This is a genomic window from Olsenella sp. DNF00959 (assembly GCF_001553055.1).
GTDB lineage: Bacteria > Actinomycetota > Coriobacteriia > Coriobacteriales > Atopobiaceae > Olsenella_I > Olsenella_I phocaeensis.
Genome location: NZ_KQ960128.1, coordinates 127,314 through 142,886, shown reverse-complemented (window position 1 = coordinate 142,886; position 15,573 = coordinate 127,314). Strand labels below are relative to the sequence as shown.

Sequence of the window (15,573 nt, the reverse complement as noted above, 5' to 3'; positions counted from 1 at the left end):
CGTGTCCTCCTTGGGCGTTTGGTCTGGGCTGGTCGATCAGAAGCCGGCCTGCGCGGCCTCGTAGAGGCCCTTGGCGAGGGCGCGGGCAACCTTGTCGCGGTTTGCCATGTACTGGCGCATGTCGTAGGGGTTCGTGACGAAGCAGATCTCGAGCAGGGTCGCGGGAAGGCCGTCGTTGCGACCGCTCACCACGGCGATGACTGCGCTCCGTGCGCCCCTGTTGCGCAGGCCCGTGGAGGTGAGCTGCGCGTGCATGATGGACTGGAGCCGAGCGGAACGTGGGTTGGGCGTTTCCGAGTGGCGGTAGCTCTCGTAGCCGGTGGCGCGCGAGTCCTCGCTGGCGTTGAAATGGATTGAGACCAGCGAGGTGCAGCCGCGGCTCTTGGCGTCTGCCTGGCGTCCGGAGTAGTCAACGAGTGACGGACCGGCATCCCCATTGTTGTAGACGCGTAGGCCATAGAGCTCGCGGGCGTACTTTGCGACCCTCGCGGTGAGGTCGTGGGTCAGGTCTGCCTCGTCGTATCCGTTGCCCTGTGCGCCTGGGTCCCACTTGGTCGGCCTGTTGCTCTGCCAACCGTGCCCGGCATCCAGATAGATGTAGCTCGTCTCCTTGGGATCGATGGCGTAGCCGGCCGCCAGTGCGTACCAGCCGATGCCCTCGGCGCGCCAGCCCAGCCTGACCAGGCTGTCGTTCTCTTCCTCGCTGGTCGTGAAGTTGTGAGCGCCCGCCTTGGCGTTGGGGTTGTACTGGCGCAGCAGCGCGACGGTCTCGCCGGAGTCCGAGTACCAGCCTATGCCCTCGTCGTGCCATCCCAGCCTGACGAGGTCGTCGCGCTCTTCGACGCTGGTGGTGTAGTGGTGGTCGCCCGCGTTGGGGTTGTAGAGGCGATAGACCGGGACGTTTGAGGTCTCTGGCGCGACCCAGCCGACGGATTCGAGCCTCCATCCCAGGGAGCGCAGGTTCGCCACCTCCTCCGCGTTGCTGGTGTAGAAGTGCTCGCCCGAGTTGGGGTTGTAGAGGCGCATCATCTCGATCGACTTGACGGATGCGGTCTTGGCGAGCTTGCGAAGCTGCAGGGGCGCCTCGTCGCGCACGACCTGCGGCTTGCTCGCCACGAGCTCGTCTACGTTCGTGGTCTTGGAGAGCTCCTCGAGCTCGGCCATGGTCGAGCCGCTGCCGTCATCAGCGCCATCGCCGGAGGCGGGCGTCTGCCCGGCGGCCTTGGTGGCGGGCTCCGCTTTGGTCGCCTCCTGCTGGTCGGTCTTTGCCCCGTCGCCTGCGGGCGCGGAGCCTACCTCGGCGTCCGTTGCCTGTGCCTCGTTCTCGTCGGCAGGGGCGGGCGACTTGGCTTCCTCGGGGAGAGGCGCCTCCTGGGCGGGAAGCGCAAGCTCCTGCGGAGCCGCAGCCTCACCCGCGTCCTCCGCATCCAGCATGGGCGCGGACGTCTCCGCCTGCTCGGCCGTGGTTTTCCCAGCTACCACGTTCTGTCCCTCCGTGGGCGTGACGCCCGCCCAGGCGGGCGTCACGCCCATGCCCAGCACGGCCGTGAGTGCCAGGGCGAGGAGGGCCCTTCTTCTCTTCTTGCTCAGTTCCATCTAACCATCCGTTTCGTCGTCGGCGCCGGCAGTCCTGGCGTCGAGCCGCTAAGCCTTGTAGTTGGCGAGCTCGTTCATGAGCGAGGCGATCTGTCCGCCGTAGGTCTTGGAAACCGCCCACCTTCCGCCCAGGTCATACACGGTGGGCGCCACGCCGCGACTCTCCTGGACCAGGCCAAAGCGCGGGTCGACCTGCGCGTTGACGAGGGGTTCTGTCGAGGCATAGGCCTTGAGGTGCTGTACCTGGGCGCGAAGCCCCTCTCGCACGTTGGCGAAGTAGGCGCCCCTCACGCCGTCCCCCGTGGTGCCGATGCCGGCGTAGTTGTACTGCTCGGGAATCACGTCCCCGCCATAGCGCAACCAGCCGGTCTCGATCATGGACTGGCAGAAGACGACCTCGGCACGCACGCCCTCGGCGGCGGCCTCCTCGCAGAGAATCCTCGTGAAGTCCTCGATCGTGGCCGCCCCTCCCTTCGCTTCGATGCTCGTGGGATAGCTGCCGCCCTTGGACTTGAACCAGGACGCCATCCTCTGCGGTGACACGTCGCTCACCCCCATGATGGCCCCGTCGACGGCGGGCTTCCCCTCGGCCACGGCGTACCAAGCCACGCCCTCGGCGTTCCAGCCGGCATTGACCAGGTTGTCATTCTCGGCGCTGCTGGTCGTGAAGTTGTGCGCGCCCGCCTTTGCGTTGGGGTTGTACTGGCGCAGGACGGCGACGGACTTGTTGTCGCTGGAGTACCAGCCCACTCCCTCGTCGTTCCAGCCCTTCTCGACCAGGACGTCCCTCTCCTCGACGCTTGTCGTGTAGTGGTGGTCGCCCGCGTTGGGGTTGTAGAGGCGATAGACCGGCGTCGAAGACTTCTGGGGCGCCACCCAGCCGGAGCCCTCGTGGCGCCATCCCAGGCTGACGAGCCCGCTGGCCTCGGAGGTGTCTGCGGTGTAGAAGTGCTCGCCCGAGTTGGGGTTGTAGAGGCGCTGCATGTCGATGGAGGCGCCGGAGTTCTGCGCGAGGGCGGGGGAGGCCGCTGCCATCCCGATTGCGAGCGCGAGGCAGGCGGATGCCGCCGCAAGCGCGACGCTTGTGCCGGGGGCATGCTTCATGGCGATGTCCTTTCGATAGGCTTAGGCTGAACATTCTAGCAGCGGCATGGTCGAATACCCTTGACCTGCGCTTTTGTGCGTAAGAGCCACACGTATTTTTCAGTTGTGTGGATATGCCGATTGTGTACGACTCCGCATGGCACGGGGCGGGGTCGCACATCGCATATGTCACGCACAAGCTGCTCGTGGTCTGCGCGCCAATTCCCAACGACCTGGTGTTATGCGCCTTTCCCGCGCAAGCCACATGCCATTTGCGCGAGAGGCTGCCGCAACGGGCCGTGCGGACGCGCACCAACGCGCGACCCGAACTAGCCTCCCATATCGCGGCGCGTTCGTCCTGGCAGGCCCCTAGCTGCTCTTTGAATTGCTGTTTTCACCAACATATTGTGCGTGGCACAAAATCAGCAACGAGATGTTGCATGCGTTCGCATGTCCTGGGGCCAAGATATGCTATTGTCACCGGGTCAATTAATCGCGCGCCCCATTTGCGCCGCAACAACGGGAGCAACGATGCAGATAGTCAAGAGAAACGGCTCGACGGAGGAATACGACCCCTCCAAGGTCGGCCGCGCCATCCAGAAGGCCTTCGCCGCCACGTCGGCCCAGCTCGCCGGGGGCGAGCTCGAGGCCCTCGTCACCGCGGTCGAAGCCCGCATGGCCGAGGAGGGCGCCACCACGGTCGAGCAGGTCCAGGACCTCGTCGAGGAGGCGCTCATGCGCGAGGGGCACTTCGCGCAGGCCAAGGCCTACATCCTGTACCGCTCCCGCCGCAGCGAGCTTCGCCAGCAGCGCCGGGAGATCGTGCGGCTCGTGGGTGACGAGGGCCTCTCGCCCGTGATCGCCCGCATCCAGCACGACTTCCTGGACGAGGAGTACGCCACGGCGTCGCTCCTCGGCCGCTTCCGCGGCTTTCTCACCGACGAGCTCGATACCGACGGCCGCCTTGACGCCCTGATGCGCGCCGCGGTGGAGCTCACCAGCAAGGACGCCCCCAAGTGGAGCTACGTCGCCGCACGCATCCTCGCCTACGGACACCACCGCAGGGTCGCGGCCCTCATGGCGGGTCGCTCCGTGGGCTCCTTCTATGACAAGCTGCGCCTTCTCACCGACCTCGGGCTCTATGGCGAATACATCCTCGAGGGCTATACCAGGGCAGAGATAGACGAGGCCCAGGCGCTCATCGACGACTCCCGTGACGACCTCTTCGACTACGCGGGCATGGACCTGGTCCTGCGCCGCTACGTCATCCGCTCCTTCGAGGGGGAGGCGCTGGAGACCCCGCAGGAGATGTTCCTGGGCATCGCCCTGCACCTGGCCCTGCGCGAGGACCCCGGCGTCCGGCTTGGGTGGGTCGCCCGCTTCTACGACATGCTGAGCCAGCTCAAGGTAACCATGGCCACGCCCACGCTCTCCAACGCGCGGCGTCCCCAGCACCAGCTCTCGAGCTGTTTCATCGACACGGTGCCCGACTCCCTCGAGGGCATCTACCGCTCGGTCGACAACTTCGCACAGGTCTCGAAGTATGGCGGCGGCATGGGCATGTACCTGGGCAAGGTGCGCGCGGCGGGCGGCTCGATTCGCGGCTACAAGGGCGCCGCGGGCGGTGTCGTACGCTGGATCCGCGTGATCAACGACACCGCCGTGGCGGTGGACCAGCTGGGCGTGCGCTCGGGCGCCGTCGCGGTCTACCTCGATGCCTGGCATCGCGACCTGCCCGAGTTCCTACAGCTGCGCACCAACAACGGCGACGAACGCATGAAGGCCCACGACGTCTTCCCCGCGGTCTGCTATCCCGACCTCTTCTGGAGGATGGCCAAGGAGGACATGTCGCAGGAGTGGCACCTCATGGACCCGCATGACGTCCTGACCGTCAAGGGCTATGCCATCGAGGACTACTTCGGCGACGAGTGGGAGAGGCGCTACCTCGACTGCGTGGCGGACCCCCGCATCCCCAAGCGCAGCATGCCCATCCGCGAGGTCGTGCGCCTGATCCTGCGCTCCGCGGTGGAGACGGGCACGCCCTTCGCCTTCATGCGCGACACGGTGAACCGGGCCAACCCCAACCCGCACGCGGGCATGATCTACTGCTCCAACCTCTGCTGCGAGATCGCCCAGAACACCTCCGCCATGAAGTCCGTCTCGCGCGAGGTCGTCACCTCGGACGGAGACACCGTGGTGGTGAGCACCACGCGTCCGGGGGACTTCGTGGTCTGCAACCTCGCGTCCCTCTCGCTCGGCCGCATCGACGTGGAGGACGACGCCGAGCTCGGGCAGACCGTGCGCTCCGTGGTGCGCGCGCTCGACAACGTGATCGACCTCAACTTCTACGCGCTGCCCTATGCGAGGATCACCAACCACCGCTACCGCTCCATCGGCTTGGGCGTGAGCGGATACCACCACATGCTGGCCAAGCGCCACATCAAGTGGGAGAGCGAGGAGCACCTGGAGTTCGTGGACGACGTCTTCGAGCGCATCAACCGCCACGCCATCGAGGCCTCGAGCGACCTCGCGGCGGAGAAGGGCGCCTACGAGCTCTTCGAGGGCTCCGACTGGCAGACCGGCGCCTACTTCGACAAGCGCGGCTACGTCGGAGGCGAGTGGGACGTGCTGCGCGCCCGCGTGGCCGGGCAGGGCATGCGCAACGCCTACCTCCTGGCCGTCGCCCCCACCAGCTCGACCTCGATCCTCTCGGGAACCACGGCGGGCCTGGACCCCATCATGAGGCGCTTCTTCCTCGAGGAGAAGAAGGGCATGATGCTGCCGCGCATCGCCCCCGAGCTCAGCGTGGGCACCTACTGGTACTACAAGCCCGCCCACCTCATCGACCAGAGCTGGTCGGTGCGCGCGGCGGGCGTGAGGCAGCGCCACATCGACCAGGCGCAGTCCATGAACCTCTACATCACCAACGAGTTCACCATGAGGCAGGTGCTCGCCCTCTACGTCGAGGCCTGGGAGCGCGGCGTCAAGACCGTCTACTACGTGCGCTCCAAGTCCCTCGAGGTGGAGGAGTGCGAGAGCTGCTCGTCGTAGTGGGCGCGCCCCGTCAGACTCACGGGTCGCCCGGGGCGTATATTCTTGCCGTGCCGCTTCGCTACGCCAGCATCGCTTCGTCACGCCAAACAGAAAGGCAGGCCATGGCCATAGAGAAGTCCAGCGCCCTCGTGCGCAAGGCGCTCTTCAATCCCCAGGGGGACATCGAGGTCCGCGACCGCCGCATGATCGGCGGCAACACCACCAACCTCAACGACTTCAACAACATGCGCTACGGCTGGGTGAGCGACTGGTACCGCCAGGCCATGAACAACTTCTGGGTCCCGGAGGAGATCAACCTGGCCCAGGACGTGAAGGACTACCCGCGCCTCAGCGAGGCAGAGCGCAGCGCCTACGACAAGATACTGAGCTTCCTGGTGTTCCTGGACTCCCTCCAGAGCGCCAACCTCCCCAACGTGAGCGCGTACGTCACGGCAAACGAGGTCAACCTCTGCCTGGGCATCCAGACCTTCCAGGAGTGCGTGCACTCCCAGAGCTACTCCTACATGCTCGACACGATCTGCTCGCCCGAGAAGCGCAACCAGATCCTCTACCAGTGGCGCGACGACGAGCACCTTCTGAGGCGCAACACCTTCATCGGCGACAACTACAACGAGTTCGTCGAGCACCAGGACGCGCGTGCCTTCCTGCACGTGGTCATGGCCAACTACATCCTCGAGGGCGTGTACTTCTACTCGGGCTTCATGTTCTTCTACAACCTGGCTCGCAACGGCAAGATGCCCGGCAGCGCCCAGGAGATCCGCTACATCAACCGCGACGAGAACACCCATCTCTGGCTCTTCCGCAACATCATCGGCGAGCTCCAGAAGGAGGAGCCGCAGCTCTTCGACGAGCGGATTGTCGCGGAGCTGCGCGCCATGCTCGAGGAGGGCGTGCGCCAGGAGGTCGCCTGGGGCCGCTACGTCATCGGCGACCAGATTCCCGGCCTCACGGGCGACATGGTGGAAGGCTACGTGCGCTACCTGGGCAACCTCCGCTGGAACGCCCTGGGCTACGGCTACCTCTTCGAGGATGCGCGCCACGAGCCGGAGGACATGGCCTGGGTCAGGCAGTACTCCAACGCCAACATGGTGAAGACGGACTTCTTCGAGGCCCGCTCCACGGCCTACGCAAAGTCCACCGCCCTGGTCGACGACCTGTAGGGGATGTCGTTGCTCTCGCTAGAGTCACAAGGGGGGAAGGGCGGTCTTCGGGTCGAGCTGCCGTCACAAGGGGGGAAGGGCGGTCCTCGAGTCGAGCTGCCCCTCCTCATAAACGACCAGGAGGTTCTCGCGAGTTATGCGCGCGAGGACGTGGAGGGTCTCTTCCTGCCCTTCCTGCGTGAGCTGACCTCGCTTCGCGACGAGGCGCGGGCAGGCGGCAAGCGGGTCGTGGCCTTCCTGGCAGCGCCTCCCGGCGCGGGCAAGTCCACGCTCGCGAGCTTCCTCCAAGGGCTCTCGTGCGGGCGAGAGGGGCTGGCTCCCCTGCAGGCGCTGGGAATGGACGGCTTCCACCGGCCCAACGTCTGGCTCGACGCCCACCACCTGGGGGACGACCCTGCTGCCCCCACACTGAGGAGCGTGAAGGGCGCGCCACAGACCTTCGACGTCGAGGCGCTCGCCGCAGCGCTCGCACGCCTACGTGCGGGTGAGGCCCTGCGCTGGCCCAGCTACAGCCGGGCGACCCACGACGTCTGTGCGGAGGGGCCCTGGGTCGAGAGCGAGGTCGTGCTCGTGGAGGGCAACTACCTGCTGCTGGACGAGCCTGGCTGGAGGGGGCTGCGCGAGCTCTGCGACGTCTCCGTCATGCTGCGGGAGGACTCTGAGGTCCTACACCGGCGGCTCGTCGCGCGCAAGGTGGCCGGCGGCTCCACGCCCGAGGAGGCGGAGGCGCACTACCAGAGGAGCGACAGCAGGAACGTCGAGCTCGTGCTGGGCCACAGCCTCCCCGCCGACCACACCTGGCATCTGGGCTGACCACTCGCTCGACCCCGGCGCCGCTCTTCTCGACGCGCTCCCCAGCTCCTGCTTCCGCACCCAGCTCCCGCCCCCAGCTCCTGCTCCCAGCTCCGTTCTCTATGCCTTTCTCTGAAATTGCCCTAACAAAAGGCCAGTTGACGCCTCGACGAAGTCAGAGAGTTGCATAGAGAACGGGGGAGAGGCGCGTCAGAGTCAGGAAGTTGCATAGAGAACGGGGAGAAGGGCGGCAATTCTCCCTTTAAACAACTAGTTAGGTATAAATTGCCGCGTTCGGGGGAGAAGGACACCAGTCGACAAGAGAAGAACACCGGTCGACAAGAGAAGGACACCAGCCAACGGAATCCGGCCAGTCCGAAGGGAGCGTGACCATCCATGCCAAGCGCCGACGACTACCTCTTCGCTGCCCTGAGCAGGGCCCGCAACCGCATCTTCCGCGAGAGCGCGGCGGAGGTCCGTCCCTCCGGCCTCACACTCACCCAGTTCGAGGTACTCGAGGCGCTGGACGCGCACGGTCCCCTCTCCATGGGCGGGATCCAGGCGGCCATCTTCGGCACCCAGGGCAACGTCCCCCTCGTGGCGCGCAACCTCGAGCGCGACGGACTGGTGAGCCTGGGCCGTTCCGACACGGACGCACGCGTGCACATGGTGAGCCTCACCGAGGCGGGCCGCACCCTCGTGCGCGCGACCTACCCACGGGTGATGGGGGCCATCGGCAGGCGGTTCTCTGCATTGGACGAAGGCGAGAAGCGCCAGCTCTGGCTGCTTCTGAGCAAGGTGGCCCGTGACGACGGTCGCGGGCAGAGGGAGGAATCATGACAGCACGAAACGAGGCCACGCCCAACGGTGCGGCGGAGGCCACGCCCAACGCGGCCACGACCGAGCCCGCTGCGTACACCGGACGCAGAAGGATGCCCGCCATCTTCGTGGGCCACGGCGACCCCATGATCGCCCTGCGTCACGACGAGCTCACGGAGGGCATGTCACAGCTGGGCCGGAGGGTGGTCGAGGAGTTTGGCACGCCCAGGGCCATCCTCATGGCGTCCGCGCACTGGTACACGCATGGAAGCTGGGTCCAAAGCGCCGAGAGGCCCCGCCAGATCTATGACATGTACGGCTTCCCTGACGAGCTCTATGCCCTCAAGTACGAGCCCTCGGGCCATCGCGCGCTCACCGACGCCGTCCTTGCCACCAAGGGCATCGAGGTCGCGGCGAGCGACAACTGGGGCATCGACCACGGGACCTGGGCGCCCCTCGTCCACATGTTCCCGGGGGCAAAGATCCCCGTCGTCCAGATCTCCGTCAACGGCGACGAGGACGCCCGCTACGCCTACCGGCTGGGCCAGGGTCTTGCCCACCTCCGCGACGAGGGCTACCTCGTCATGGGCTCCGGCAACGTGGTCCACAACCTCTACGAGGCCGACTGGCACAACCCCGGCGGCACGCCCCAGGCCCAGCGTTTCGAGGCCCGCGTCACCGCGGCCGTCGAGGGGCGCGACGACGACGCGGTCCTCTCGTACGCAAGCCTCCCCGACGCGGACTACGCCGTTCCCACGCCGGACCACTTCCTCCCGCTGCCCTTCGTAATGGGTGCCGCAGAGGGCGAGAGCCCCCTGGTGTTCAACCACAAGATCAACCTGGGGTCCATGGCCATGACGGGCTACGCCTTCGGCATGGGTGGGCAGGGGTAGCCCTCGGACGGACACGACTGGCCTTGAGCGAACGAGAATGGCCGGCTGCTCGCTCGCGGCCGACCGCCGCGCCCCCTGTCGGAGCATCTCCGGTCGGGGGCGCGTCCTGTGCTAGGCTCGACTGGATGCAGGGCCAGGCCGTGAGTCCGGGGGAGGAAGCGTGATCGAGGCATATCGCACCGAGAATCGCGTGACCTCCCGCGTGGAAGACATGGGGGACGGCGCGTGGGTCCGCCTCTGCGCGCCCACGCTCGACGAGGTCGACCTCGTCGCTAGGACCTTCGGCCTCGAGCGCGACGACGTCCTCGCTGCCACCGACCCCGAGGAGAAGGCGCGCGTCGAGTACGAGGACGACTCCCTGCTCATCCTCGTCGACGTCCCCTCGGCGGGGGAGACCCACGGCGAGCGCGCCCGCAACACCGTGCCCCTCTGCATCATCCTCACCAAGTCCAACGTGATCACCATCTGCTCCGAGCGCTTCGCGCTCCTGGACGACTTCTCGTCCGGCAAGGTGAGGGGCTTCTCCACCTGGAGGCACAGTCGCTTCGTCTGCACCATCCTCCTGCGCCTGGGCGTCTTCTACCAGCAGGTCCTGGCAGACATCGACCGTCGTCGCCTCGCGCTCGAGGGCCGCATGGACCGCTCCATCAGCGAGGCCGACCTCTTCTCCCTCCATGGGCTCGAGTCCTCGCTGGTGTACCTCTCCACCTCCCTGCAGGGAAACGCCAACGCCCTGGGAAGGCTCAGGCGCTGCCCGCGGCTCTTGCGCCACGAGGGTCTGGACGAACTCCTCGAGGACGCCATCGTGGAGCACCAGCAGGCACTCGAGATGGCCCAGATCTACCGTAACGTGATCGACGGCACGCGCGACCTCATGTCGTCCGTCATGGACCTGCGCCTCAACGACGTGATGCGACGCCTCACGGTGATAACGGTCGTCCTCTCTATCCCCACCATCGTCTCGGGCTTCTATGGCATGAACGTGAGCGACGAGTGGATGCCGCTCGCCAACGTGACGCATGGCTTCACCATAATCTGCGTCGTCACAGCCCTCGTCTGCGTGCTCATCATGTGGCTGCTCAAGAAGAGGCGCGTCTTCTAGGCGCGTTGCAGGTCCGTCACGACCTGGACCGTCACGCCGAAGGTCCCTCTCCATGGGTTTCGCCGGCTCCGCCGCCCTCGACGCGACCGATCCTCTCTCTCATGCTTACCCAAAGGTGCCTACTTCCCGCCACGACGTGCAGGCAGGAGAATCGTACCCAGGGGAGGACCTTGGAACGGGGGAGAGATGCAGGCCACGGAGCTGCTTCAGATGCTGAGGGACATGCGGGACGTCTGCTTCGCGACGGTGGACGAGAGGGGACTTCCACAGGTTCGCGTCATAGATGTGATGCTCGTGGAGGACGGCAGGCTCTACTTCTGCACCGCGCGCGGCAAGGACTTCCATGCTCAGCTGCTGCGCTTCCCGCAGGTGGCGATAGCCGGCCTCAACGGACAGTGGCAGTCCGTACGCCTCAGCGGCGAGGCGAAGCGCCTTCCCGATGCCCTCCAGAGGCAGACGATAGACCGCATCTTCGAGCAGAACCCCTCCATGGAGGGCGTGTATCCTGGCGAGAGTCGCTACGTCCTCGAGGCATTCTTCCTCGACTCCGGCGAGCTGGAGCTCTTCGACTTGGGTCGCGAGCCCGTCTTCAGGCAGAGCTTGGCCCTGGGCGGCGGCGCCGTGCGTGAGAGGGGCTTCCAAATCACGGACGCCTGCATGGGCTGTGGCAGCTGCCAAAGGCCGTGTCCCCAGAAGTGCATCGAGGCGGGGGAGCCCTTCCTCATCCGCCAGGAGGCCTGCCTGCGTTGCGGCCGCTGCTTCGAGCTCTGCCCCGTCTCGGCCATCGAACGCAGATAGGAGCAGCATGATCGCGTCCATGTGGAGCCTGCTCGCGGAGCGTCGCGACTTCTTCGCCCAACTGGCACTCGAGCACCTCGCGATATCCGGCGTTGCCATCGCGGTGGCGCTCGTCCTGGGCGGCCTCTTCGGTGGCCTCATGGCGGAGCACCAGCGCATGGCGAAGCCCTCGCTCGCCCTGGTCAACTTCCTCTACACCATCCCCTCCATCTCCCTCTTGGGCTTCCTCATCCCCTTCTCGGGAGTGGGCAACGTCACGGCGGTCATCACCCTCACCATGTATGCGCTGCTCCCCATGGTGCGGGCGACCTACACCGGTCTCAGCAACATAGACCCCACGCTCATCGAGGCGGCCCGCGGCATGGGCTCGACCGACGGGCAGACCATGCGGCGCGTAAAGCTGCCCCTCGCCCTGCCCTACGTGATGAGTGGCATACGCAGCATGGCGACCATGACCATCGCCCTGGCGGGCATCGCCTCGTTCATCGGAGCGGGTGGGCTCGGCGTGGCCATCTACCGGGGCATCACCACCAACAACGCCGCCATGACGATGGACGGCAGCCTGCTTACGGCCCTGCTCGCCCTGCTCGTCGACATGGTGCTGGGCTTCGTGGAGCGCAGGGTGGGCATGCGCGGCACCGAGGGGAGGGCGACCAACAGGAGGATGGCCGCCACCTTTGCCGCCGTCGTGGTCGTCGGAGCGCTCGTGGGCGTCGTGCGCGCGTTGGCTCCTGCCACGAGCCCCGCCATTCGCGTCGCCACGAAGCCCATGACCGAGCAATACGTCATGGGATACATGCTCAAGGACCTCATCGAGCATGACAGCGGCCTCACCGTCGAGCTCACCGAAGGCGTGGGCGGCGGCACCTCCAATATCGAGCCCGCCATGGAGTCCGGTGAGTTTGACATCTACCCCGAGTACACGGGCACCGCCTGGAACGCCGTGCTCAAGAAGGAGGGAGCCTACTCCGAGGGGCTCTTCGACCAGCTGCGGCAGGAATACGCGGACAGGCTCGGCTTCGAGTGGCTGGGCATGTACGGCTTCAACGACACCTATGGCCTGGTGGTGCGCAGGGAGGTCGCCGAGCGCTATGGCATCAGCAGCTACTCCGACCTCGCGCACGTTGCCGGTCAGCTGAGGTTGGGGGCAGAGTACGACTTCTTCGAGCGCGAGGACGGCTACCGGGCGCTGTGCGACGACTATGGCATGAGCTTCGGTAAGACCATGGACCTGGACATAGGCCTCAAGTACCAGGCGCTCGCCGAGGGCCAGATAGACGCCATGGTCGTGTTCACCACGGACGGCCAGCTGAGCACGTCCGACGCCGTGGTCCTCGTGGACGACAGACGCTTCTTCTCCTCCTACCTCTGCGGAAACGTGGTGCGCAGCCAGGTGCTGGAGGAGCACCCCGAGCTTCGCCAGATCCTCTCGAAGCTCGACGACACCATCACGGACGAGGACATGTCGGCCATGAACCACGCGGTCGAGGGCGAGGGCAGGGAGCCCGAGGACGTCGCCCGCGAGTTCCTCGAGAGGAAGGGCCTGCTGCAATGAGCGAGCTTGTCGAAGAGAGGGACGTCGCCATACGCTTCGAGCACGTCAGCAAGGAGTACGAGGGAAAGGTCGTGGTCGACGACGTCTCCCTGGACATAGGCCGTGGGGAGTTCGTCTGTCTCATCGGATCGTCGGGCGGCGGCAAGACCACTCTCCTCAAGATGGTCAACGGCCTGGTCGAGCCGAGCTCTGGCAACGTCATCGTGGACGGTCGCAACGTGCGCGGACAGGACCTCGTTCTTCTCAGGCGCAACATTGGCTACGCCATCCAGGGCAGCGTGCTCTTTCCCCACATGAACGTGGAGGAGAACATCTCCTACGTCCCCCGCCTGTGGAACGGGGATGACCGCGAGCGGACGAGGGGGGCTGTCCGCAAGTGGATGGCCATCGTAGGCCTCGACGAGGGGCTGCTGGACCGCTACCCCGACGAGCTCTCGGGTGGGCAGCAGCAGCGCGTGGGCATAGCGCGCGCCCTTGCGGCCTCGCCGGACATCCTGCTCATGGACGAGCCCTTCGGAGCGGTGGATGCCATCACGCGCTCCCAGCTTCAACGCGAGCTGAGGCGCATCTTCGACGAGACGGGCATCACCGTCGTCTTCGTGACGCATGACATAGGTGAGGCCCTGCGCCTCGCGACGCGAATCGCGGTGGTAGACGGAGGCGTGCTGCAGCAATATGACGAGCCCGACGAGCTCGTGAGGCATCCCGCCACCGACTTCGTTCGCCAGCTGGTCGCGAGCAGATAGGGGGACCCATGAGGGTGCCAGACACGATGAGGGCGATCGTCATTCGCAAGCCGGGAGGACCGGAGAGGCTGGTGGAGGAGGAGCTTCCGGTTCCGGAGCCGCGTCCAGGCTGGTCACTCGTGCACGTCATGGCCCGTGGCCTCAACCACTCCGAGGTCTTCACGCGCAAGGGGCTCTCGCCCTCGGTGCGCTTCCCTCGCGTGCTGGGCATCGAGTGCGTGGGCGAGGTCGCCATCAGCACGGATGAGGTCCGCCTGCCCGTGGGCCAACGCGTCGTCTCCCTCATGGGCGAGATGGGACGCGCCTTTGACGGCAGCTACGCCGAGTATGCGCTCATCCCCAACGACCAGGCCTATCCCGTGGAGTCGTCGCTTCCCTGGGAACTGCTTGCCGCGATACCCGAAACCTACTACACCGCCTTCGGGTCGCTTGGAAACCTGCGCCTGGAGGATGGGCAGACCGTGCTCGTCAGGGGCGCGACGAGTGGGGTGGGCATCGCGTTCGCGCGTCTCGCGCGGGCGGCGCTTCCGCATCTGCGGCTCCTGGGGAGCACGAGGACGACGACGAGGATGGCAGCTCTGCTCGAGGAGGGCTTCGATGAGGCCGTGCTCGATGAGGGTGGGCGCCTGCGCCTGGAGGGTCGTCCGCTCGACCGTGTGCTCGAGCTCATAGGTCCCGCGACGCTCCAGGACAGCTGCCTGCACCTGCGCGGGGGTGGCATCGTCTGCAGCACGGGCCAGCTCGGCGGCGTGTGGTACATGGACGGCTTCGACCCCATCGTCGACCTTCCGCCCAACGGCTACCTCACGAGCTTCTATTCGGGCAACGTGGACCAGGGCCGCCTGGACGAGCTTCTCTCCTTCGTGGAGGTCCACAAGCTGGACGTTGCACCTGTGCGCGTATTCACGCTCTTCCACATGGCCGAGGCCCACTCCTTCCTCGAGGGCGAGAGGGGCTTTGGGAAGGTCGTCGTGGTGAACGACTAGGAACGGAAGGCGTCCGGGACTCGCACGCCAGCAGAAGGGGCATACTGTTTCGACGTCAGGTCAAAAATCGTCGGAAGTGTGTCGCATGGGCTTTCTGCTGCTGTTCCTGCTCGCGCTCGTCGTGAGCTCCATCGGGTTCCGCAAGTTCGTCTGGTTCATCTCGCTGGGTTACGGCTTCTCCATCGCTGCCCTGGGCGTGGCGCTGCTCGTGAGCTTTGGCCCCGCGGCCAACCCCGTCTCGCTCCTCATGTGCCTGCTCCTCGTGGCCTATGGCCTCAGGCTGGGCGTCTACCTGCTGCTGCGGGAGCGTCGCAGTGCCGCCTACAACAAGGTCATGGCGACGCAGGCCAACGACGGGTCCGGCCTGTCAAGGCCCGTTCAGGCGCTCGTCTGGGCGACGGTGGCCCTCATGTACGTCTGCCAGGTCTCTCCCGTGCTCTTCCGCCTGCAGGCGCGCGCGGGCTTCGACGCCCTGACCGTCGTGGGCGCGGCAGTCATGCTCGTGGGCATCGTGCTGGAGTCCGCCGCGGACCTCCAAAAGAGCGCCCAGAAGCGCCTGGACCCCCGCCGCTTCTGCGACAAGGGCCTCTTCTCCTTCGTGCGCTGCCCCAACTACCTGGGAGAGCTCCTCTGCTGGACGGGCGTCTTCGTGTCGGGCGTGACGGCCCTCCATGGCCCCTGGCAGTGGCTTGCGGCAATCGCGGGCTACCTCGCCATCGCCTACGTGATGTTCGGCGGCGCCCGCCGGCTCGAGATCCGCCAGAACAAGAACTACGGCGACGACCCAGAGTACCAGGCCTACGTGAGGCGCGTGCCCATCATCCTGCCCTTCGTCCCGCTCTACAGCGTCGAGCGCTACGAGTGGCTCAAGGGCTAGCCTGGCCTCCGTGCAAACTGCGCCACGTGCAAAATACGCCACGTGCAAACGACCAGCCCTGGGGCTCCGTCATGTAGCGATGCCCAGGGCTGGTCGTTCAATCCGTCCGCGC

13 protein-coding genes are annotated in these 15,573 nt (G+C 66.2%); 11 read left to right on the top strand and 2 right to left on the bottom strand.

The features are described 5' to 3' along the window. Nucleotides 1-36: 36 nt before the first annotated feature. On the bottom strand, nt 37-1,596 hold the full coding sequence (locus HMPREF1868_RS09885; protein WP_197414960.1) for an N-acetylmuramoyl-L-alanine amidase: 1,560 nt from the start codon (nt 1,594-1,596) through the stop codon (nt 37-39). A 48-nt stretch (nt 1,597-1,644) separates the two neighbouring features. Further along, nucleotides 1,645-2,700 (bottom strand): glucosaminidase domain-containing protein, encoded by a 1,056-nt coding sequence (locus HMPREF1868_RS09590; protein ID WP_082719556.1) that lies wholly within the window; start codon nt 2,698-2,700, stop codon nt 1,645-1,647. Between the two features lie 510 nt (nt 2,701-3,210). On the opposite strand from HMPREF1868_RS09590, the gene HMPREF1868_RS05550 reads away from it, so the two are divergent. The 11 genes from HMPREF1868_RS05550 to HMPREF1868_RS05500 all read left to right on the top strand — a co-directional run bounded on the left by HMPREF1868_RS05550 (nt 3,211) and on the right by HMPREF1868_RS05500 (nt 15,461). Further along, nucleotides 3,211-5,730 carry a ribonucleoside-diphosphate reductase subunit alpha gene (locus HMPREF1868_RS05550; protein WP_062531144.1) on the top strand — a complete coding sequence of 840 codons (2,520 nt, stop codon included), beginning with the start codon at nt 3,211-3,213 and terminating at the stop codon, nt 5,728-5,730. Between the two features lie 104 nt (nt 5,731-5,834). Beyond that, nucleotides 5,835-6,893 (top strand): ribonucleotide-diphosphate reductase subunit beta, encoded by a 1,059-nt coding sequence (locus tag HMPREF1868_RS05545; RefSeq protein ID WP_062531142.1) that lies wholly within the window; start codon nt 5,835-5,837, stop codon nt 6,891-6,893. 9 nt (nt 6,894-6,902) lie between these two features. Next, nucleotides 6,903-7,706, top strand: a complete 804-nt coding sequence (locus tag HMPREF1868_RS05540; RefSeq protein WP_197414959.1) for a nucleoside/nucleotide kinase family protein — start codon at nt 6,903-6,905, stop codon at nt 7,704-7,706. Between the two features lie 375 nt (nt 7,707-8,081). Beyond that, a complete protein-coding gene (locus tag HMPREF1868_RS05535; RefSeq protein WP_009279213.1) occupies nt 8,082-8,525 on the top strand; it encodes a MarR family winged helix-turn-helix transcriptional regulator in 444 nt (147 codons plus the stop codon). Next, nucleotides 8,522-9,397 (top strand): dioxygenase family protein, encoded by an 876-nt coding sequence (locus tag HMPREF1868_RS05530; protein WP_082719554.1) that lies wholly within the window; start codon nt 8,522-8,524, stop codon nt 9,395-9,397. Before HMPREF1868_RS05535 ends, HMPREF1868_RS05530 begins: the two co-directional genes overlap by 4 nt. A gap of 160 nt (nt 9,398-9,557) precedes the next feature. Beyond that, entirely contained in the window at nt 9,558-10,499 is a 942-nt protein-coding gene (locus tag HMPREF1868_RS05525; RefSeq protein WP_062531138.1) for a magnesium transporter CorA family protein, read from the top strand. Nucleotides 10,500-10,685: 186 nt separating this feature from the next. Next, entirely contained in the window at nt 10,686-11,297 is a 612-nt protein-coding gene (locus HMPREF1868_RS05520; protein ID WP_062531136.1) for a pyridoxamine 5'-phosphate oxidase family protein, read from the top strand. A 7-nt stretch (nt 11,298-11,304) separates the two neighbouring features. Next, nucleotides 11,305-12,852 carry an ABC transporter permease/substrate-binding protein gene (locus tag HMPREF1868_RS05515; RefSeq protein WP_062531135.1) on the top strand — a complete coding sequence of 516 codons (1,548 nt, stop codon included), beginning with the start codon at nt 11,305-11,307 and terminating at the stop codon, nt 12,850-12,852. Beyond that, nucleotides 12,849-13,598, top strand: a complete 750-nt coding sequence (locus HMPREF1868_RS05510; protein WP_062531133.1) for an ATP-binding cassette domain-containing protein — start codon at nt 12,849-12,851, stop codon at nt 13,596-13,598. Before HMPREF1868_RS05515 ends, HMPREF1868_RS05510 begins: the two co-directional genes overlap by 4 nt. 8 nt (nt 13,599-13,606) lie before the next feature. Next, nucleotides 13,607-14,584, top strand: a complete 978-nt coding sequence (locus HMPREF1868_RS05505) for an alcohol dehydrogenase catalytic domain-containing protein (RefSeq protein ID WP_231782268.1) — start codon at nt 13,607-13,609, stop codon at nt 14,582-14,584. An 85-nt stretch (nt 14,585-14,669) separates the two neighbouring features. Further along, nucleotides 14,670-15,461, top strand: a complete 792-nt coding sequence (locus tag HMPREF1868_RS05500) for a DUF1295 domain-containing protein (RefSeq protein WP_062531129.1) — start codon at nt 14,670-14,672, stop codon at nt 15,459-15,461. Nucleotides 15,462-15,573 lie beyond the last annotated feature (112 nt).